Annotated in this window: 18 protein-coding genes; 17 read left to right on the plus strand and 1 reads right to left on the minus strand. The window is 72.1% G+C overall.

What is annotated here, in order from left to right; all coding sequences use genetic code 11:
- Positions 1-176: 176 nt before the first annotated feature.
- The 4 genes from IE225_RS24460 (at position 177) to nusB (ending at position 3,400) form a co-directional block, all read left to right on the plus strand.
- Complete coding sequence (locus IE225_RS24460; RefSeq protein ID WP_190059813.1) at positions 177-1,064, plus strand: Pro-rich N-terminal domain-containing protein; 888 nt, start codon at positions 177-179, stop codon at positions 1,062-1,064.
- Between the two features lie 163 nt (positions 1,065-1,227).
- The gene (locus IE225_RS24465; RefSeq protein WP_190059751.1) at positions 1,228-2,334 is read left to right on the plus strand and encodes an aminopeptidase P family protein; all 1,107 of its coding nucleotides are present in this window, start codon (positions 1,228-1,230) and stop codon (positions 2,332-2,334) included.
- Positions 2,335-2,390: 56 nt separating this feature from the next.
- On the plus strand, positions 2,391-2,957 hold the full coding sequence (efp, locus tag IE225_RS24470) for an elongation factor P (RefSeq protein WP_190059752.1): 567 nt from the start codon (positions 2,391-2,393) through the stop codon (positions 2,955-2,957).
- Between the two features lie 2 nt (positions 2,958-2,959).
- Positions 2,960-3,400 (plus strand): transcription antitermination factor NusB, encoded by a 441-nt coding sequence (nusB, locus tag IE225_RS24475; RefSeq protein WP_190059753.1) that lies wholly within the window; start codon positions 2,960-2,962, stop codon positions 3,398-3,400.
- 258 nt (positions 3,401-3,658) lie between these two features.
- Here the strand turns inward: nusB and bldD are convergent, their stop codons facing one another.
- On the minus strand, positions 3,659-4,162 hold the full coding sequence (bldD, locus tag IE225_RS24480; RefSeq protein WP_190059754.1) for a transcriptional regulator BldD: 504 nt from the start codon (positions 4,160-4,162) through the stop codon (positions 3,659-3,661).
- A gap of 252 nt (positions 4,163-4,414) precedes the next feature.
- Here bldD and pyrR point away from each other — a divergent pair, with 252 nt between their 5' ends.
- The 13 genes from pyrR (at position 4,415) to metK (ending at position 18,929) form a co-directional block, all read left to right on the plus strand.
- The gene (gene pyrR / locus IE225_RS24485; RefSeq protein WP_190059755.1) at positions 4,415-4,990 is read left to right on the plus strand and encodes a bifunctional pyr operon transcriptional regulator/uracil phosphoribosyltransferase PyrR; all 576 of its coding nucleotides are present in this window, start codon (positions 4,415-4,417) and stop codon (positions 4,988-4,990) included.
- Positions 4,991-5,097: 107 nt separating this feature from the next.
- Positions 5,098-6,075, plus strand: coding sequence for an aspartate carbamoyltransferase catalytic subunit (locus tag IE225_RS24490; RefSeq protein WP_190059756.1), 978 nt, complete (start codon positions 5,098-5,100; stop codon positions 6,073-6,075).
- A 5-nt stretch (positions 6,076-6,080) separates the two neighbouring features.
- Positions 6,081-7,367, plus strand: a complete 1,287-nt coding sequence (locus IE225_RS24495; RefSeq protein ID WP_190059757.1) for a dihydroorotase — start codon at positions 6,081-6,083, stop codon at positions 7,365-7,367.
- Positions 7,364-7,939, plus strand: coding sequence for a PH-like domain-containing protein (locus IE225_RS24500; protein ID WP_190059758.1), 576 nt, complete (start codon positions 7,364-7,366; stop codon positions 7,937-7,939). The genes IE225_RS24495 and IE225_RS24500 overlap by 4 nt, the downstream gene beginning before the upstream one ends.
- The gene (gene carA / locus IE225_RS24505) at positions 7,936-9,090 is read left to right on the plus strand and encodes a glutamine-hydrolyzing carbamoyl-phosphate synthase small subunit (protein WP_190059759.1); all 1,155 of its coding nucleotides are present in this window, start codon (positions 7,936-7,938) and stop codon (positions 9,088-9,090) included. The genes IE225_RS24500 and carA overlap by 4 nt, the downstream gene beginning before the upstream one ends.
- Positions 9,083-12,391 carry a carbamoyl-phosphate synthase large subunit gene (gene carB, locus IE225_RS24510; RefSeq protein ID WP_190059760.1) on the plus strand — a complete coding sequence of 1,103 codons (3,309 nt, stop codon included), beginning with the start codon at positions 9,083-9,085 and terminating at the stop codon, positions 12,389-12,391. Before carA ends, carB begins: the two co-directional genes overlap by 8 nt.
- A 66-nt stretch (positions 12,392-12,457) precedes the next feature.
- On the plus strand, positions 12,458-13,564 hold the full coding sequence (locus tag IE225_RS24515) for a quinone-dependent dihydroorotate dehydrogenase (RefSeq protein ID WP_190059761.1): 1,107 nt from the start codon (positions 12,458-12,460) through the stop codon (positions 13,562-13,564).
- Positions 13,561-14,463 carry an orotidine-5'-phosphate decarboxylase gene (gene pyrF / locus IE225_RS24520; protein ID WP_373303268.1) on the plus strand — a complete coding sequence of 301 codons (903 nt, stop codon included), beginning with the start codon at positions 13,561-13,563 and terminating at the stop codon, positions 14,461-14,463. The genes IE225_RS24515 and pyrF overlap by 4 nt, the downstream gene beginning before the upstream one ends.
- Positions 14,464-14,774: 311 nt before the next feature.
- The gene (locus tag IE225_RS24525) at positions 14,775-15,098 is read left to right on the plus strand and encodes an integration host factor (protein WP_190059762.1); all 324 of its coding nucleotides are present in this window, start codon (positions 14,775-14,777) and stop codon (positions 15,096-15,098) included.
- A 37-nt stretch (positions 15,099-15,135) separates the two neighbouring features.
- Positions 15,136-15,693: a guanylate kinase gene (gene gmk, locus IE225_RS24530; RefSeq protein WP_190059763.1), complete on the plus strand. Its 558-nt coding sequence runs from the start codon at positions 15,136-15,138 to the stop codon at positions 15,691-15,693.
- Between the two features lie 60 nt (positions 15,694-15,753).
- Positions 15,754-16,026, plus strand: a complete 273-nt coding sequence (rpoZ, locus tag IE225_RS24535; protein WP_190059764.1) for a DNA-directed RNA polymerase subunit omega — start codon at positions 15,754-15,756, stop codon at positions 16,024-16,026.
- 205 nt (positions 16,027-16,231) lie between these two features.
- Positions 16,232-17,449, plus strand: a complete 1,218-nt coding sequence (gene coaBC, locus IE225_RS24540; RefSeq protein WP_190059765.1) for a bifunctional phosphopantothenoylcysteine decarboxylase/phosphopantothenate--cysteine ligase CoaBC — start codon at positions 16,232-16,234, stop codon at positions 17,447-17,449.
- Between the two features lie 271 nt (positions 17,450-17,720).
- Complete coding sequence (gene metK, locus IE225_RS24545) at positions 17,721-18,929, plus strand: methionine adenosyltransferase (RefSeq protein WP_190059766.1); 1,209 nt, start codon at positions 17,721-17,723, stop codon at positions 18,927-18,929.
- Positions 18,930-19,050 lie beyond the last annotated feature (121 nt).

Here is a 19,050-nt window from a genome sequence, read left to right on the forward strand (position 1 = left end):
GGGAGCGATACGCCCGCCGCTTTTCCTTCCGCCCGATTCCCTTACCGCGCAGGGCACTTCACGCCGCTCCCGGCCGTTCACCGAACGACGGCCGGGGAAGGTACCGTTCGGTGACGGCGGGGCCCGTCCCCGCCGCCCGCGCCCAACGCCTGTACGACGAGACGGAGTGGCACCGGATGCAGCACGCAGTGGGGTCTCCGCTGCCGCCGCCCCACCAGCCGGGGCACGGACCGCTCGCCGGCTGGTCCCCGGCCGCCCGGCAGCCGGGACCCCATCACCCCGGCACCCACCAGGGCCCCGCGCCCGCGCCCGTGCCCCCGCCGCCACCGGCGCCGGGCTTCACCCCGCCCCCGGCGGCCCCGCCGCCCGCGCCACCGCCGCACACGGCTTCGCAGCCACCCCTCGCCCCGCCGCCCCCGGACACCACGGGGCACCTGCGGCTGCCTCCGGGCGGCCCGGTCGCCGTGCCCGGCCCACCGCCCGCCCCCGCCGCCCCCGACCCGTCCACCGCCACGCTCGCCGTGCTGCTCATCGGGCCCGCGGGCGCCGGCAAGACGACCGTCGCCAAGTACTGGGCGGACCACCGCCGGGCGCCCACCGCGCACATCAGCCTCGACGACGTCCGCGAATGGGTCCGCTCCGGCTTCGCCGACCCCCAGTCCGGCTGGAACGACAACTCCGAGGCGCAGTACCGTCTCGCCCGCCGCACCTGCGGCTTCGCCGCACGCAACTTCCTCGCCAACGGCATCTCCTGCATCCTCGACGACGCCGTCTTCCCCGACCGCCCCGTCGTCGGCCTCGGCGGCTGGAAACGGCACGTGGGCCCCGGCCTGCTGCCCGTCGTCCTGCTGCCCGGACTGGACGTCGTCCTGGAGCGCAACGCCGAGCGCACCGGCAACCGCCGCCTCACCGACGAGGAGGTCGCCCGCATCCACGGCCGCATGGCCGGCTGGTACGGCTCCGGGCTGCCGATCATCGACAACTCGCAGCTGGACGTGGCGGAGACGGCCCGCGTGCTGGACGAGGTACTGGCCAGGGCGATCACGAGCCCGCCGAAGTGGTAGGCCGCACGGCGGTGCCGCACCCCCGGACGCGGGGGCGCTCCCGCGTCCGGGGGTGCGGTCCGGTGCCCGGCCGGGGTGCGCCCCTACCTCCTGTCGGAGGCTTCCGCACCCCACTCGGCCCTCCCGACCGGCGCCATCCCCGCACCCCCCATAGGCTCGAGTCATGCCAGAGGTGTACGCGGCCCGCCGGATTCGCCTACGGGAACGCTGCAACGCGGGCGGCAGCGCGGCGGCGCTGATCTCCCGGCCCGCCAACGTGCGCTACCTCGCGGGCGCGGCCCCGCACGGCGCCGTCCTGCTGCTGGGCCCGCGCGAGGACGTCCTGGTCTGCTGCGGCCCGCCCGACGACCGCCCGGTGGAGGGCCGGCTGGACGACACGCTGCGCGTGCACGGCCTGCCCGGCGCCGGCGGGGACGCCGCCGTCGCCGCCGCCGGACTCGCCCGGGACCAGGGCATCGACTCCCTCGCCGTCGAGGAGCACCACCTCACCATGGCCCGCCACCGCGCCATCGCCTCCGTCGCGCCGCGGATCCGCCTGGCCGACCTGGGCGGCGCCGTCGAGCAGCAGCGGGTGGTGAAGGACGAGGAGGAGATCTCCTGCCTGCGCATCGGCGCCGAGATCGCCGACCAGGCCCTCGGCGAGCTGCTGGAGTCGATCCTCGTCGGCCGCACCGAACGCCACCTCGCCCTGGAGCTGGAGCGGCGGCTGATCGACCACGGCGCCGACGGCCCCGCCTTCGCCACCTCCGTGGCCACCGGCCCGAACGCCGGCCGGCGCGGCCACCGCCCCACCGACCGCCGGGTGGAGGAGGGCGACTTCCTCTCCGTCTGCCTCGGCGCCGCCTACCGCGGCTACCGCTGCGAGCTCGGCCGCACCTTCGTCATCGGCACCGCGCCCGCCGACTGGCAGATCGAGCTGTACGACCTGGTCTTCGCCGCCCAGCGCGCCGGACGCGAGGCCCTCGCGCCGGGCGCGCCCTGCCGCACCGTCGACCGGGCGGCCCGCCAGGTGCTGGACAGCGCCGGCTACGGAGAGCGGCTGCCGTCGCTGACCGGACACGGAGTGGGGCTCGAAATCACCGAGGACCCGCAGTTGGCTCCCACGTCCATGGGTAAACTGGACGCTTGCGTGCCGGTCACCGTCGAACCGGGGGTCCACCTCCCGGGCCGGGGCGGGGTCCGGATCGATGACACGCTCGTCGTACGCCCCGAGGCGGACGGCGGACCCGAGCTACTCACCATCACGACCAAGGAGCTGCTCGCGCTCTAGCCTCGCGCTGCGCGCCTGCCCCGGGGTCGTACGTCAGTCCAGGAGATTCCGCAACCGTGGCCACCACGAACGACCTCAAGAACGGCATGGTGCTCAAGCTCGAAGGCGGCCAGCTGTGGTCCGTCGTCGAGTTCCAGCACGTCAAGCCCGGCAAGGGCCCGGCCTTCGTGCGCACCAAGCTCAAGAACGTGCTCTCCGGCAAGGTCGTCGACAAGACCTTCAACGCCGGCGTCAAGGTCGAGACGGCCAACGTCGACAAGCGTGACATGCAGTTCTCCTACATGGACGGCGACTACTTCGTCTTCATGGACATGGAGACCTACGACCAGCTGCACATCGACCGGAAGGTCGTCGGCGACGCCGCCAACTTCCTGATCGAGGGCTTCGAGGCCACCGTCGCGCAGCACGAGGGCGAGGTGCTCTTCGTCGAGCTGCCGGCCGCCGTCGAGCTGACCGTCCAGCACACCGAGCCGGGCGTCCAGGGCGACCGCTCCACCGGCGGCACCAAGCCGGCGACGCTGGAGACGGGCTACGAGATCCAGGTCCCGCTGTTCATCACCACCGGTGAGAAGATCAAGGTCGACACCCGCTCGGGTGAGTACCTCGGCCGGGTGAACAGCTGACCGTGGCTGCCCGCAACACGGCCCGCAAGCGTGCCTTCCAGATCCTCTTCGAGAGCGACCAGCGGGGCGCCGACGTCCTGACCGTCCTCGCCGACTGGATCCGGCACTCCCGGACCGACCCCCATCGGCAGCCGCCGGTGAGCGAGTACACGATGCGGCTGGTCGAGGGCTACGCCCCGCGCGCCAAGCGCATCGACGAGCTGATCGCCCAGTACTCGGTCGGCTGGACGCTGGACCGGATGCCGGTCGTCGACCGCAACATCCTGCGCCTGGGCGCCTACGAGCTGATCTGGGTGGACGAGACGCCCGACGCCGTCGTCATCGACGAGATGGTGCAGCTCGCGAAGGAGTTCTCCACGGACGAGTCGCCCGGGTTCGTCAACGGCCTGCTCGGCCGGCTCAAGGAGCTCAAGCCCCAGCTGCGTCGCGACGACGAGGTCTGAGAAACGGTCCCACACACGCCGAGGGGCCCCGCGGCCACCGTGCCGCGGTGCCCCTCGGCGTCCCGCCGCCCCGAGGTCTGTCCCGGCCGCGGCGGGGAGGGTGCCTTCCCCCGGTGGTCCCCCGGTAGGCGGAGAGGGCGCCCCGCACACCGAAACGCCGCCGGGGCGGCCCGAACCAGACGGTTCCGGCCACCCCGGCGGCACGTTTCTGCTCTGTGCTGCTCTGTCCTGTTCTGTTCCTGCCCGCCCGTCGAGCGGTCAGCCCTCCTCGTGGGCGGCGACGGCGCGCCGCGCGTCCGCGTTCAGCACGCCCCAGCTGATCAGCTGCTCGGTCAGGACCGAGGGCGACTGGTCGTAGATCACGGCGAGGGTGCGCAGGTCGTCCTGGCGGATGGAGAGCACCTTGCCGTTGTAGTCGCCGCGCTGCGACTGGATCGTCGCCGCGTAGCGCTGCAGGGGGCCCGCCTTCTCGGACGGGACGGTCGCCAGCCGCTCCAGGTCCAGGACGAGCTTCGGCGGCGGCTCCGCGGCACCGCCCGGAGTGGTGCCCGGCAGCAGCTCCTGCACCGGCACGCCGTAGAAGTCCGCCAGCTCGGCGAGGCGCTGCACGGTCACGGCCCGGTCGCCGCGCTCGTACGAACCGACCACGACCGCCTTCCAGCGTCCCTGGGACTTCTCCTCGACACCGTGGAGGGAAAGGCCCTGCTGGGTGCGGATGGCCCGGAGCTTGGCCCCGAGCTGTTTGGCGTATTCGCTGGACATATGGCTCCCGGACACTGTGTCGACGCGGAACGGGCCGCGCGGCTGGTAACTCACTGTGAGGTTACGCAGCGTTACTCTGCCGCGTCAAGCCGAATGGTCCACACCGACTCTCCCGCACCGGCGGCGCACCGCTGGGCCGGACGGGTGACACGGGGGCGGGGAGGGGCGCCGGCGGAGCCTGCTACCGTGGGGGCGTACTGCAGACGTCCTTTAAGGTCCGTCCCGTGAGGCGGAGAAGGAGGTCCTTTTCCCATGGACACGCAGGCGTCCCCTGCCAGGCCCGTCCTCGAGGCCCCTGATATCGCGCGGGTGCTCACCCGTATCGCCCACGAGATCGTCGAACGCGCCAAGGGCGCCGACGACGTCGTCCTCCTCGGCATCCCGACCCGGGGTGTCTTCCTCGCCCAGCGGCTCGCCGCCAAGCTCGAGCGGATCACCGAGCGCAAGGTTCCCTGCGGCTCGCTGGACATCACCATGTACCGCGACGACCTGCGCATGCAGCCGCCGCGTGCGCTGGCCCGCACCGACATCCCCGGTGACGGCATCGACGGCAAGCTGGTCGTCCTCGTCGACGACGTGCTCTTCTCCGGCCGCACCATCCGCGCCGCCCTCGACGCCCTGAACGACATCGGGCGCCCGCGCGCGGTGCAGCTCGCGGTCCTCGTCGACCGCGGCCACCGCGAACTGCCCATCCGCGCCGACTACGTCGGCAAGAACCTCCCGACGTCGCTGCGGGAGACGGTCAAGGTCCAGCTCGCCGAGGAGGACGGCCGCGACACCGTGCTGCTCGGCGCCAAACCGGCCACCCCGGGCGAGCGGCAGCACTGACCCGCCCCGGCGTACGCGCGTCACCGCCGTACGTCCCGCGCGTGCGCCCCACCCTGTCCGCCCGCGCCCGAAATCTCCCGCATGACCTGCCTTACGGAGCCTGACAGATGCAGCGCCATCTCATCTCGGCCGCCGACCTCACCCGTGACGACGCCGTCCTGATCCTCGACACCGCCGAGGAGATGTCCCGGGTCGCCGACCGGCCGATCAAGAAGCTGCCGACCCTGCGCGGCCGCACCGTCGTCAACCTCTTCTTCGAGGACTCCACCCGGACCCGGATCTCCTTCGAGGCCGCCGAGAAGCGGCTGTCCGCGGACGTGATCAACTTCTCCGCCAAGGGCTCCAGCGTGTCCAAGGGCGAGTCCTTGAAGGACACCGCCCAGACCCTGGAGGCGATGGGCGTCGACGCCGTCGTCATCCGGCACGGCGCCTCCGGCGCGCCCTACCGCCTGGCCAACTCCGGCTGGATCGACGCCGCCGTCATCAACGCCGGCGACGGCACCCACCAGCACCCCACCCAGGCCCTCCTGGACGCCTTCACCATGCGCCGCCGGCTCATCGGCCGGGACGCCGGGCTCGGCCAGGACCTGTCCGGCAAGCGCGTCACCATCGTCGGCGACATCCTGCACAGCCGGGTCGCCCGCTCCAACGTCGACCTGCTGCACACCCTCGGCGCCGAGGTCACCCTGGTCGCCCCGCCCACCCTGCTGCCGGTCGGCGTCGAGACCTGGCCCTGCGCGGTGTCGTACGACCTCGACGCGGCGCTGCCCAAGTGCGACGCGGTGATGATGCTGCGCGTCCAGCGCGAGCGGATGAACGCCGCGTTCTTCCCGACCGAGCGCGAGTACTCCCGCCGCTACGGCCTCGACGGCGACCGCATGGCGAAGCTGCCCGAGCACGCCGTCGTCATGCACCCTGGGCCCATGGTCCGCGGCATGGAGATCACCGCCGAGGTCGCCGACTCCGGCCGCTGCACCGCCGTCGAACAGGTCACCAACGGCGTGTCCATCCGGATGGCCGTCCTCTACCTGCTGCTCGGCGGCAACGAACCCGCCGTCGCCCCCACCCGTACCGAGGAGAAGTGACGTACATGAGCAAGACCCTGATCCGTGGTGCGAAGGTGCTCGGCGGCGCGCCGCAGGACGTCCTGATCGACGGCGAGACCATCGCCGAGGTGGGCGAGAACCTGTCCGCCGAGGGCGCCCGGGTCGTCGAGGCCGACGGCAAGGTGCTGCTGCCGGGCCTGGTCGACCTGCACACCCACCTGCGCGAGCCGGGCCGCGAGGACTCCGAGACCGTGCTGACCGGCACCCGGGCGGCGGCGAGCGGCGGCTACACCGCCGTGTTCGCCATGGCCAACACCTTCCCCGTCGCCGACACCGCCGGCGTCGTCGAGCAGGTCTGGCGGCTGGGCCGCGAGCACGGCTACTGCGACGTGCGGCCGGTCGGCGCCGTCACCGTCGGCCTGGAGGGCAAGCAGCTCGCCGAGCTGGGCGCCATGCACGACTCGGCCGCCGGGGTCACCGTCTTCTCCGACGACGGCAAGTGCGTCGACGACGCCGTGATCATGCGGCGGGCGCTGGAGTACGTGAAGGCCTTCGACGGCGTCGTCGCGCAGCACGCGCAGGAGCCGCGGCTGACCGAGGGCGCCCAGATGAACGAGGGCGTCGTCTCCGCCGAGCTGGGCCTGGGCGGCTGGCCGGCCGTCGCCGAGGAGTCGATCATCGCGCGGGACGTGCTGCTCGCCGACCACGTCGGCTCCCGCGTCCACATCTGCCATCTGTCCACCGCCGGTTCGGTGGAGATCGTGCGCTGGGCCAAGTCCCGCGGCATCCGGGTCACCGCCGAGGTCACCCCGCACCACCTGCTGCTCACCGATGAGCTGGTGCGCACCTACAACCCGGTCTACAAGGTCAACCCGCCGCTGCGCACCGAGCGTGACGTCATGGCGCTGCGCGAGGCGCTCGCCGACGGCACGATCGACATCGTCGCCACCGACCACGCCCCGCACCCGCAGGAGGACAAGGACTGCGAGTGGGCCGCGGCCGCCATGGGCATGATCGGCCTGGAGACGGCCCTGTCGGTGGTCCAGGAGACCATGGTCGACACCGGCCTGCTCGACTGGGCCGGCGTCGCCGACCGCATGTCCTTCGCGCCCGCGCGCATCGGACGGGCCCACGGCCACGGCCGCCCCGTCTCGGCAGGTGAGCCCGCCAACCTCACCCTGGTCGACCCGGCATACCGTGGGCGGGTGGACCCCGCGGGCTTCGCCTCGCGCAGCCGCAACACCCCCTACGAGGGCCGTGAGCTGCCGGGCCGTGTCACCCACACGTGGCTCCGGGGCAAGGCCACGCTCGTCGACGGGAAGCTCACGTGACACCTGCACTCCTCACCGCCGCGGCCACGACGGGGAAATCCGCCCCGGTCACCGACTGGACCGCCCGCATCGGCTGGCTGGTCGGCCTCGCCCTCTTCGTCGCGCTCGTCTACTGGCTGATGCGCGAGGGCTGGAAGTGGCGCGCCACGCTCCAGGGCGACCTGCCCGAACTGCCGGCCGCGCCGCAGCAGACCGGCCCGGTGAAGCTCACCATGACCGGCCGCTACCACGGCTCCACCACCGCCCACCAGTGGCTGGACCGCATCGTCGCGCACGGCCTGGGCGCCCGCAGCCGCGTCGAGCTCACCCTGACGGACGCCGGACTGGACGTCGTGCGCCCCGGGGCGACGGACTTCTTCGTCCCGGCCGCGCAGCTGCGCGGGGCCCGGCTCGACAAGGGCATCGCCGGCAAGGTCCTCACCGAGGGCGGCCTGCTGGTCGTGACGTGGGCGCACGGCGACAAGCTGATCGACTCCGGGTTCCGCTCCGACCGGGCGGCCGAGCACCGGGAGTGGGTCGACACCCTGAACCAGATGATCACCACGAGGGAAACGGAAGGCGCCGAACGATGACGACCTCCACCAGCGCAACCGCTGCCGGAAAGCGGGCGCTTCCCGCCGTGCTCGTCCTGGAGGACGGCCGCACCTTCCGCGGCCGCGCCTACGGGGCCGTGGGGGAGACCTTCGGCGAGGCCGTCTTCTCCACCGGCATGACCGGCTACCAGGAGACCCTGACCGACCCGTCCTACCACCGCCAGGTCGTCGTCATGACCGCCCCGCACGTGGGCAACACCGGCGTCAACGACGAGGACCCCGAGTCGAAGCGGATCTGGGTCGCCGGCTACGTGGTGCGCGACCCCGCGCGCGTGCCCTCCAGCTGGCGCGCCAAGCGCACCCTGGACGAGGAGCTGGCCGCGCAGGGCGTCGTCGGCATCGCCGGCATCGACACCCGCGCCCTCACCCGCCACCTGCGCGAACGCGGCGCCATGCGCGTCGGCATCTTCTCCGGCGACGCGATCGCGGACGAGGACACGCTCCTCGCGCGGGTGCGGCAGGCGCCCCCGATGAAGGGCGCCGACCTGTCCGCCGAGGTCGCCACCACCGAGCCGTACGTCGTCCCCGCGATCGGTGAGAAGAGGCTGACCGTCGCCGCCGTCGACCTCGGCATCAAGGGCATGACCCCGCACCGCATGGCCGAGCGCGGCATCGAGGTGCACGTCCTGCCCGCCACCGCCACCCTGGAGGACGTGTACGCGGTCGATCCCGACGGGGTGTTCTTCTCCAACGGCCCCGGCGACCCCGCCACCGCCGACCACCCCGTCTCGGTCATGCGGGGCGTCCTGGAGCGCGGCACGCCGCTGTTCGGGATCTGCTTCGGCAACCAGATCCTCGGCCGCGCCCTCGGCTTCGGCACCTACAAGCTGAAGTACGGCCACCGCGGCATCAACCAGCCGGTGCAGGACCGCACGACCGGCAAGGTCGAGATCACCGCGCACAACCACGGCTTCGCCGTCGACGCCCCGCTCGACAAGGTCTCCGACACCCCCTACGGCCGCGCCGAGGTCTCCCACGTCTGCCTCAACGACAACGTGGTGGAGGGCCTGCGCCTCCTCGACAAGCCGGCCTTCAGCGTCCAGTACCACCCCGAAGCGGCCGCGGGACCCCACGACGCCGCCTACCTGTTCGACCGCTTCGTCACCCTGATGGAGGGCCAGCGTGCCTAAGCGCACCGATATCCAGTCCGTCCTGGTCATCGGCTCCGGCCCGATCGTCATCGGCCAGGCCGCCGAGTTCGACTACTCCGGCACCCAGGCGTGCCGCGTCCTGAAGGCCGAGGGCCTCAGGGTGATCCTGGTCAACTCCAACCCGGCGACGATCATGACCGACCCGGAGATCGCCGACGCCACCTACGTCGAGCCGATCACCCCCGACTTCGTCGAGAAGATCATCGCCAAGGAGCGCCCCGACGCGCTGCTGCCCACCCTGGGCGGCCAGACGGCCCTCAACACCGCCATCGCGCTGCACGAGAACGGCGTACTGGAGAAGTACGGCGTGGAGCTGATCGGCGCCCGGCCCGAGGCCATCCACAAGGGCGAGGACCGCGACCGGTTCAAGGAGGTCGTGGAGCGGGTCCGGGAGAAGATCGGCCACGGCGAGTCCGCCCGCTCGGTCATCTGCCACACCATGGAGGAGGTGCTGGCCGGCGTCGAGCAGCTCGGCGGCTACCCGGTCGTGGTGCGCCCCTCCTTCACCATGGGCGGCGCCGGCTCCGGCTTCGCCCACGACGAGGAGGAGCTGCGCCGCATCGCCGGCACCGGTCTCGCGCTCTCCCCGACCACCGAGGTGCTCCTGGAGGAGTCCATCCTCGGCTGGAAGGAGTACGAGCTGGAGCTGATGCGCGACAAGAACGACAACGTCGTGGTCGTCTGCTCCATCGAGAACTTCGACCCGATGGGCGTGCACACCGGCGACTCGATCACCGTCGCCCCGGCGATGACGCTCACCGACCGCGAGTACCAGATCCTGCGCGACATCGGCATCGCCGTGATCCGCGAGGTCGGTGTCGACACCGGCGGCTGCAACATCCAGTTCGCGGTCAACCCGAAGGACGGCCGGGTCATCGTCATCGAGATGAACCCGCGCGTCTCCCGCTCCTCCGCGCTGGCGTCCAAGGCCACCGGCTTCCCCATCGCGAAGATCGCCGCCAAGCTCGCCGTCGGCTACACCCTGGACGAGATCCCCAACGACATCACCCAGGAGACCCCGGCCTCCTTCGAGCCGACCCTGGACTACGTGGTGGTCAAGGTGCCGCGGTTCGCGTTCGAGAAATTCCCGAGTGCGGACTCGACGCTGACGACGACCATGAAGTCGGTCGGCGAGGCCATGGCCATCGGCCGCAACTTCACCGAGGCGTTCCAGAAGGCGCTGCGCTCGCTGGAGAAGAAGGGCAGCCAGTTCACCTTCACCGGCGACCCCGGCGACAAGGACGAGCTGCTGCGCGAGGCCGCGCGGCCCACCGACGGCCGCATCAACACGGCCATGCAGGCCATCCGCGCCGGCGCCACCCCCGAGGAGGTCCACGAGTCGACGAAGATCGACCCGTGGTTCGTCGACCAGCTCTTCCTCATCAAGGAGATCGCCGACGACCTCGCCCAGGCCCCCGAGCTGACGCGTGAGCTGCTGGCCGAGGCCAAGCGGCACGGCTTCTCCGACGCGCAGATCGGTGAGATCCGCGGGCTGCGCGAGGACGTGGTGCGCGAGGTGCGACACGCCCTCGGCGTGCGCCCGGTGTACAAGACGGTCGACACCTGCGCCGCCGAGTTCGCCGCGAAGACGCCGTACTTCTACTCCTCCTACGACGAGGAGAGCGAGGTCGCGCCCCGCGAGAAGCCCGCGGTGATCATCCTCGGCTCCGGCCCGAACCGCATCGGCCAGGGCATCGAGTTCGACTACTCCTGCGTGCACGCCTCCTTCGCGCTGCGCGACGCCGGGTACGAGACCGTGATGGTCAACTGCAACCCGGAGACCGTCTCCACCGACTACGACACCTCCGACCGCCTGTACTTCGAGCCGCTGACACTCGAAGACGTGCTGGAGATCGTCCACGCCGAGCAGCAGGCCGGCCCGATCGCGGGCGTCATCGTCCAGCTCGGCGGCCAGACCCCGCTGGGCCTGGCGCAGGCGCTGAAGGACAACGGCGTGCCGATCGTGGGCACCTCGCCGGAGGCGATCCACCTGGCCGAGGACCGCGGCGCCTTCGGACGGGTGCTGGCCGAGGCCGGGCTGCCCGCCCCCAAGCACGGCACCGCCACCACGTTCGCCGAGGCCAAGGCCATCGCGGACGAGATCGGCTACCCGGTCCTGGTGCGGCCCTCGTACGTGCTGGGCGGCCGCGGCATGGAGATCGTCTACGACGAGGCCCGCCTGGAGGCGTACATCGCCGAGTCGACCGAGATCAGCCCCTCCCGGCCGGTCCTGGTCGACCGCTTCCTCGACGACGCCATCGAGATCGACGTCGACGCCCTCTACGACGGCGAGGAGCTGTACCTGGGCGGCGTGATGGAGCACATCGAGGAGGCCGGCATCCACTCCGGCGACTCCGCCTGCGCCCTGCCGCCCATCACCCTCGGCGCCCACGACGTCAAGCGGCTGCGCGCCTCCACGGAGGCCATCGCCCGCGGCGTCGGCGTGCGCGGCCTGATCAACATCCAGTTCGCGCTGGCCGGGGACATCCTCTACGTCCTGGAGGCCAACCCGCGCGCCTCGCGCACCGTGCCCTTCACCTCCAAGGCGACCGCGGTGCCGCTGGCCAAGGCCGCCGCGCGCATCTCCCTGGGCGCCACCATCGCCGAACTGCGCGCGGAGGGGCTGCTGCCCGGCAGCGGCGACGGCGGGGAGCTCCCGCTGGACGCGCCGATCTCCGTCAAGGAGGCCGTGCTGCCCTGGAGCCGCTTCCGCGACACCTCCGGGCGCGGCGTGGACACCGTGCTCGGCCCGGAGATGCGCTCCACCGGCGAGGTCATGGGCATCGACTCCGTCTTCGGCACCGCCTACGCCAAGTCCCAGTCCGCGGCCTACGGCGCGCTGCCGACCAAGGGCCGGGCGTTCATCTCCGTCGCCAACCGCGACAAGCGCTCCATGATCTTCCCGGCGCGCGAGCTGGTCGCCCACGGCTTCGAGCTGCTGGCCACCGCCGGCACCGCCGAGGTCCTCCGGCGCAACGGCATCAACGCCACGGTGGTGCGCAAGCACTCCGAGGGCCCCGGCCCGAACGGCGAGAAGACCATCGTGCAGATGATCCACGACGGCGAGGTCGACCTCATCGTCAACACCCCCTACGGCACCGGCGGCCGCCTCGACGGCTACGACATCCGCACCGCGGCCGTGGCCCGCTCCGTGCCCTGCCTGACCACCGTGCAGGCGCTCGCCGCCGCCGTGCAGGGCATCGACGCCCTCAACCGCGGCGACGTGGGCGTGCGCTCGCTGCAGGAACACGCCGCGTTCCTGACCGCGACCCGCGACTAGCAGCCGACGAGGGGGACACCGCAGGCGGTGTCCCCCTCCTCATGAGGACCCGGGACGACTCCTTACATGTACAAGCTCCTCTTCCGCCTGGTCTTCCGGCGGATGGACCCCGAGCAGGCCCACCACCTGGCCTTCCGCTGGATCCGGCTGGCCGCCCGCATCCCGGTGCTGCGCACCTTCCTCGCCGCCGCGCTCGCGCCCCGCCACCCGGAGCTGCGCACCGAGGCGTTCGGGCTGCGCATGCACGGCCCCTTCGGGCTCGCCGCCGGTTTCGACAAGAACGCCGTCGGCATCGACGGCCTGGCGATGCTCGGCTTCGACCACGTCGAGATCGGCACCGTCACCGGCGAGCCGCAGCCCGGCAACCCCCCGAAGCGGCTGTTCCGGCTGGTCGCCGACCGCGCCCTGATCAACCGCATGGGCTTCAACAACGACGGCTCGCTCGCCGTCGCCGCCCGCCTGGCCTCCCGCCGGCCGGTGTTCCGGACGGTCGTCGGCGTCAACATCGGCAAGACCAAGGCCGTCCCCGAGGCCGAGGCCGTCGCCGACTACGTCAAGTCCGCCGAGCGCCTCGCGCCGTACGCCGACTACCTGGTCGTCAACGTCTCCTCCCCGAACACGCCCGGCCTGCGCGACCTGCAGGCCGTCGAGCACCTGCGGCCCCTGCTGACGGCCGTGCGCGAGGCCGCCGACCGCGCGGTGCCCGGCCGCCGCGTGCCGCTGCTGGTGAAGATCGCGCCCGACCTCGCCGACGAGGACATCGACGCCGTCGCCGACCTGGCCGTCGACCTCGGCCTGGACGGGATCATCGCGACCAACACCACCATCGCGCGCGAGGGCCTCGGCCTGCGGTCGCAGCCGGCCCTGGTCAAGGAGACCGGCGGCCTGTCCGGAGCGCCCCTGAAGGAGCGCTCCCTGCAGGTGCTGCGCCGCCTGTACGCGCGCGTGGGCGACCGCATCACCCTGGTGGGCGTCGGCGGCATCGAAACCGCCGAGGACGCCTGGCAGCGCATCCTGGCCGGCGCCACCCTGGTCCAGGGCTACAGCGCCTTCGTCTACCGGGGCCCCTTCTGGGCCCGCACCCTCCACAAGGGGCTCGCCGCGCGCCTGCGCACCAGCCCGTACGCCACCCTCGCCGACGCGGTCGGCGCCGACACGAGGAAGGCCGCATGACCGCCCACCCGTCCCCCGACCACCACCCCTCAACGGGGCCTTCCGGGCCGCAGACATTTTCCGGAGAGCCCTTCGGAGCCCGCCTGCGCCGTGCCATGGACGAGCGCGGCCCGCTGTGCGTGGGCATCGACCCGCACGCCTCCCTGCTCACCGAGTGGGGCCTGAACGACGACGTGGCGGGCCTGGAGCGGTTCAGCCGCACGGTGGTGGAGGCGGTGGCCGACCGGGTCGCCGTGCTCAAGCCGCAGAGCGCCTTCTTCGAGCGGTTCGGCTCACGCGGGATCGCGGTGCTGGAGACGGTGGTGGCGCAGGCGCGCCAGGCGGGCGCGCTGGTGGTGACGGACGCCAAGCGCGGCGACATCGGCTCCACCATGGCCGCCTACGCCGAGGCCTTCCTGCACAAGGACGCGCCGCTGTTCTCCGACGCGCTCACCGTCTCGCCCTACCTCGGCTACGGATCGCTGCGGCCGGCCGTGGAGCTGGCGCGGGAGAGCGGGGCCGGGCTGTTCGTGCTCGCCCTGACCTCCAACCCGGAGGGCGGCGAGGTGCAGCACGCGGTGCGCGGGGACGGCCGCAGCGTGGGCGCGACCGTGCTGGCGCACCTGGCCGCCGAGAACGCGGGCGAGGAGCCGCTGGGGTCCTTCGGGGCGGTGGTCGGCGCCACGCTGGGCGACCTGTCGGCGTACGACCTGGCGATCAACGGGCCGCTGCTCGCGCCCGGCATCGGCGCCCAGGGCGCGACGCCCGCCGACCTTCCCCGGGTCTTCGGGCCGGCGGTGCGCAACGTCGTGCCGAACGTCAGCCGGGGCGTGCTGCGCCACGGCCCCGGCGTGGCGGCGCTGCGGGCGGCCGCGGAGCGGTTCGCGGAGGAGATCCGGGCCGCGGTGGCGGCGGTCTGAGGGCTTCGCGGGGGGTGCCCGGGGGCCTCACGAGCGGGTTTCCGGGGAGCCGCCCGTCTGATTACATCCACAAATCCGGGGCAAAATGTCTTAAAAGTCCGTCCTGCCGGAGGCTGACCAGGACTTTTCCGCTGTTCTCGCTGACTCCGGCGCACTTGCCCGCTAGTCTCCGACGAGTGGGGGCACCTCCCACGCCCTCAAGGCAGGGGGGCGAACGGGCGAGCGTGTTGCTCGTGGCTCCCCAGGTGTGGGGCGACTAGGTTCCTCACCGGTCCGTATCCGACAGTTCGACAGTCCGAGGTGACGTAGGCGTGGCTCTTCCGCCCCTTACCCCTGAACAGCGCGCAGCCGCGCTCGAAAAGGCCGCCGCGGCTCGCCGGGAGCGGGCCGAGGTCAAGAATCGACTCAAGCACTCCGGCGCCTCCCTGCACGAGGTCATCAAGCAGGGCCAGGAGAACGACGTCATCGGCAAGATGAAGGTCTCCGCCCTGCTGGAGTCCCTGCCGGGCGTGGGCAAGGTCCGCGCCAAGCAGATCATGGAGCGTCTCGGGATCTCCGAGAGCCGCCGCGTGCGCGGTCTCGGGTCCAACCAGATCGCCTCCCTGGAGCGCGAGTTCGGCGGCTCGGGGTCCTGATTCCCGGGCCCGCCGGCATTGCTGGAATAATCGCTGCATGAGTGAACGTCCGCGGCTGACCGTGCTCTCCGGTCCCTCCGGGGTCGGCAAGAGCACGGTCGTCGCCCATCTGCGCAAGGAACACCCCGACGTCTGGCTCTCGGTGTCGGCCACGACCCGCAAGCCCCGCCCCGGCGAGCAGCACGGCGTCCACTACTTCTTCGTCACCGACGAGGAGATGGACAAGCTGATCGCCAACGGCGAGCTGCTGGAGTGGGCCGAGTTCGCCGGCAACCGCTACGGCACCCCGCGCACGGCGGTGCTGGAGCGCCTGGAGGCGGGCGAGCCCGTCCTGCTGGAGATCGATCTCCAGGGCGCCCGGCAGGTGCGCGAGACCATGCCGGACGCGCAGCTCGTGTTCCTCGCTCCGCCCTCCTGGGAGGAGCTCGTGCGCAGGCTCACCGGCCGGGGGACCGAGCCGCCCGACGTGATCGAGCGCCGCCTGGAGGCGGCGCGGGTCGAACTGGCGGCGGAGCCGGAGTTCGACGTGACCCTGGTCAACACCTCCGTCGAGGACGTGGCGCGCGAGCTGCTAGCCTTGATGGACGTTGTGTGACCGTGAAGGATCGTAGAGACTGATCCTTTTCGTTCTTTCCCATCCATCGGAAGGTAGAGCGTGTCCTCTTCCATCTCCGCGCCCGAGGGCATCATCAACCCGCCGATCGACGAGCTTCTCGAGGCCACCGACTCGAAGTACAGCCTCGTGATCTACGCGGCCAAGCGGGCCCGCCAGATCAACGCGTACTACTCGCAGCTCGGTGAGGGGCTCCTCGAGTACGTCGGTCCCCTCGTCGACACCCACGTCCACGAGAAGCCGCTCTCGATCGCCCTGCGCGAGATCAACGCCGGCCTGCTGACGGCCGAGGCCGTCGAGGGCCCGGGCCAGTGACCGGGAATCGGCGATAACCGGGAATCGGCGATAACCGGGGAACACCGGTCGACCCGGCCCGGCGCAGTCGTATTTTCGCACTGTGATCGACTTATCCACAGGCCCGGCAGCCGCGCTGCCGGGCCCGTGGTGTGTCATGGGACGTGAACGCAGTGATCCCCGCGCGCGCGGGGGCAGTCCCGTATCCGAGGTCCGGGGAGCGACGATGGACAAGCCCAAGGCCGACAAGCCCAAGGTCGTACTGGGAGTCAGCGGCGGCATCGCCGCGTACAAGGCGTGCGAGCTGCTGCGGCGGCTGACGGAGTCGGGCCACGACGTCCGCGTCGTCCCCACCGCCTCCGCGCTGCACTTCGTCGGCGCCGCCACCTGGTCGGCCCTGTCCGGCAACCCCGTGGCCACCGAGGTCTGGGACGACGTCCACGAGGTGCCGCACGTCCGCATCGGCCAGCACGCCGACCTGGTCGTCGTCGCCCCCGCCACCGCCGACATGCTCGCCAAGGCCGCCCACGGACTCGCCGACGACCTGCTGACCAACACCCTGCTCACCGCCCGCTGCCCGGTCGTGTTCGCTCCGGCCATGCACACGGAGATGTGGGAGCACCCGGCCACCCAGGAGAACGTGGCGACGCTGCGTCGCCGCGGCGCCGTCGTGATCGAACCGGCTGTCGGCCGCCTCACCGGGGCCGACACCGGCAAGGGCCGGCTGCCCGACCCCGCCGAGATCTTCGAGGTCTGCCGCGGTGTCCTGGCCCGGGGCGTCACCGCTCCGGACCTGGCCGGCCGGCACGTCGTGGTCAGCGCCGGCGGCACCCGCGAGCCCCTCGACCCGGTCCGCTTCCTCGGCAACCGCTCCTCCGGCAAGCAGGGCTACGCCCTCGCTCGCACCGCCGCCGCCCGCGGCGCCCGGGTCACCCTCGTCGCCGCCAACACCGCCCTGCCCGACCCGGCGGGCGTCGACGTCGTCCGCGTCGGCACCGCGCTGCAGCTGCGCGAGGCGGTGCTGAAGGCGGCCGCCGACGCCGACGCCGTCGTCATGGCCGCCGCGGTCGCGGACTTCCGCCCCGCGACGTACGCCACCGGCAAGATCAAGAAGCAGGACGACCGGGACCCCGACCCCATCGTGCTGGTGCGCAATCCGGACGTCCTCGCCGAGCTGTCCGCCGAACGGGTGCGGCCCGGACAGGTGGTTGTCGGCTTCGCCGCCGAGACCGACGACGTGCTCGCCCACGGGCGGGCGAAGCTGCGCCGCAAGGGCTGCGACCTGCTGGTGGTGAACGAGGTGGGGGAGAGCCGCACCTTCGGTGCCGAGGACAACGAGGCGGTTGTGCTGGGCGCCGACGGCAGCGAGACACCGGTCCCGCACGGCCCCAAGGAGGCCCTGGCCGACGTCGTGTGGGACCTGGTGGCCGCTCGCCTCACGTGAGCCCGCGTGGCCCTCGCCGGCGGCTCACGCCTGGCTCGAGCCCGGTTCGAGACCGGCTCGAGCCCCGCTGGTTCGGCGCACGGCCGCTCTGGCCAAGGCGACGGTGCCTTGGGCAGAATGCCCGTGCCGCAGGTCACAGCGTTCCCGAGGGACGAGACAGGGAGCTCGTGGTCTGGGCGCGACCGATAGACTGTCCCCGGACGCCGCCGGGCACAGCCCCGTACCGTCCGACCAGGATCAGCCAGCAGCCGCTGCAACCCCAGGGAGCGTTGTGTCCCGTCGCCTTTTCACCTCGGAGTCCGTGACCGAAGGTCACCCCGACAAGATCGCTGACCAGATCAGCGACACGATTCTCGACGCGCTGCTGCGCGAGGACCCGGCCTCCCGGGTCGCGGTGGAGACCCTGATCACCACCGGCCTGGTCCACGTGGCCGGCGAGGTCACCACCAAGGCCTACGCGGACATCGCCACCCTGGTCCGCAGCAAGATCCTCGAGATCGGTTACGACTCCTCCAAGAAGGGCTTCGACGGCGCCTCCTGCGGTGTCTCGGTGTCCATCGGCGCGCAGTCCCCGGACATCGCGCAGGGCGTGGACGCGGCCTACGAGGCCCGCGTCGAGGGCGACGACGACGAGCTGGACCGGCAGGGCGCCGGCGACCAGGGCCTGATGTTCGGCTACGCCACCGACGAGACGCCCACCCTGATGCCGCTGCCGATCTTCCTGGCGCACCGGCTGGCCAAGCGGCTGTCGGACGTGCGCAAGAACGGCACCATCCCCTACCTGCGCCCGGACGGCAAGACGCAGGTCACCATCGAGTACGACGGCGACAAGGCCGTGCGCCTGGACACCGTGGTGGTCTCCTCCCAGCATGCGTCCGACATCGACCTGGAGTCGCTGCTGGCGCCCGACATCCGCGAGTTCGTCGTCGAGCCGGAGCTCAAGGCGCTGCTGGACGAGGACATCAAGCTCGACACCGACAGCTACCGGCTGCTGGTCAACCCCACCGGCCGGTTCGAGATCGGCGGCCCGATGGGCGACGCGGGCCTGACCGGCCGGAAGATCATCATCGACACCTATGGCGGCATGGCCCGCCACGGCGGCGGCGCCTTCTCCGGCAAGGACCCCTCCAAGGTGGACCGCTCCGCGGCCTACGCGATGCGCTGGGTGGCCAAGAACGTGGTCGCCGCGGGCCTGGCGAGCCGCTGCGAGGTGCAGGTCGCCTACGCCATCGGCAAGGCCGAGCCGGTGGGGCTGTTCGTGGAGACCTTCGGCACCGAGAAGGTCGACATCGACAGGATCGAGAAGGCCATCGACGAGGTCTTCGACCTGCGCCCGGCCGCCATCATCCGCGATCTGGACCTGCTGCGCCCGATCTACGCCCAGACCGCCGCCTACGGCCACTTCGGCCGCGAGCTGCCCGACTTCACCTGGGAGCGCACCGACCGCGTGGAGGAACTGCGCGCGGCCGCCGGGCTGTAGCCCGTACGACGCCCGGGTGGGGCCCGGTTCCCCGGACGGGAACCGGGCCCTGCCGCATCCGGCACCGGCACGAGCCGGGGGCGCCACCGGGCAACGCTCGCGGCGGTGTCGGTGGCGTTTG

This window comes from Streptomyces echinoruber (assembly GCF_014651135.1).
GTDB classification, from domain to species: Bacteria; Actinomycetota; Actinomycetes; order Streptomycetales; family Streptomycetaceae; genus Streptomyces; species Streptomyces echinoruber.

What these genes read in the sequence shown, in the direction of transcription:
- carA (WP_190059759.1), top strand. Translation starts at nt 7,936, where the DNA reads ATGACGACCTCCACCAGCGCAACCGCTGCCGGAAAGCGGGCGCTTCCC.
- coaBC (WP_190059765.1), top strand. Translation starts at nt 16,232, where the DNA reads ATGGACAAGCCCAAGGCCGACAAGCCCAAGGTCGTACTGGGAGTCAGC.
- pyrR (WP_190059755.1), top strand. Translation starts at nt 4,415, where the DNA reads ATGGACACGCAGGCGTCCCCTGCCAGGCCCGTCCTCGAGGCCCCTGAT.
- pyrF (WP_373303268.1), top strand. Translation starts at nt 13,561, where the DNA reads ATGACCGCCCACCCGTCCCCCGACCACCACCCCTCAACGGGGCCTTCC.
- IE225_RS24515 (WP_190059761.1), top strand. Translation starts at nt 12,458, where the DNA reads ATGTACAAGCTCCTCTTCCGCCTGGTCTTCCGGCGGATGGACCCCGAG.
- IE225_RS24465 (WP_190059751.1), top strand. Translation starts at nt 1,228, where the DNA reads ATGCCAGAGGTGTACGCGGCCCGCCGGATTCGCCTACGGGAACGCTGC.
- bldD (WP_190059754.1), bottom strand. Translation starts at nt 4,162, where the DNA reads ATGTCCAGCGAATACGCCAAACAGCTCGGGGCCAAGCTCCGGGCCATC.
- IE225_RS24460 (WP_190059813.1), top strand. Translation starts at nt 177, where the DNA reads ATGCAGCACGCAGTGGGGTCTCCGCTGCCGCCGCCCCACCAGCCGGGG.
- gmk (WP_190059763.1), top strand. Translation starts at nt 15,136, where the DNA reads ATGAGTGAACGTCCGCGGCTGACCGTGCTCTCCGGTCCCTCCGGGGTC.
- IE225_RS24495 (WP_190059757.1), top strand. Translation starts at nt 6,081, where the DNA reads ATGAGCAAGACCCTGATCCGTGGTGCGAAGGTGCTCGGCGGCGCGCCG.
- IE225_RS24490 (WP_190059756.1), top strand. Translation starts at nt 5,098, where the DNA reads ATGCAGCGCCATCTCATCTCGGCCGCCGACCTCACCCGTGACGACGCC.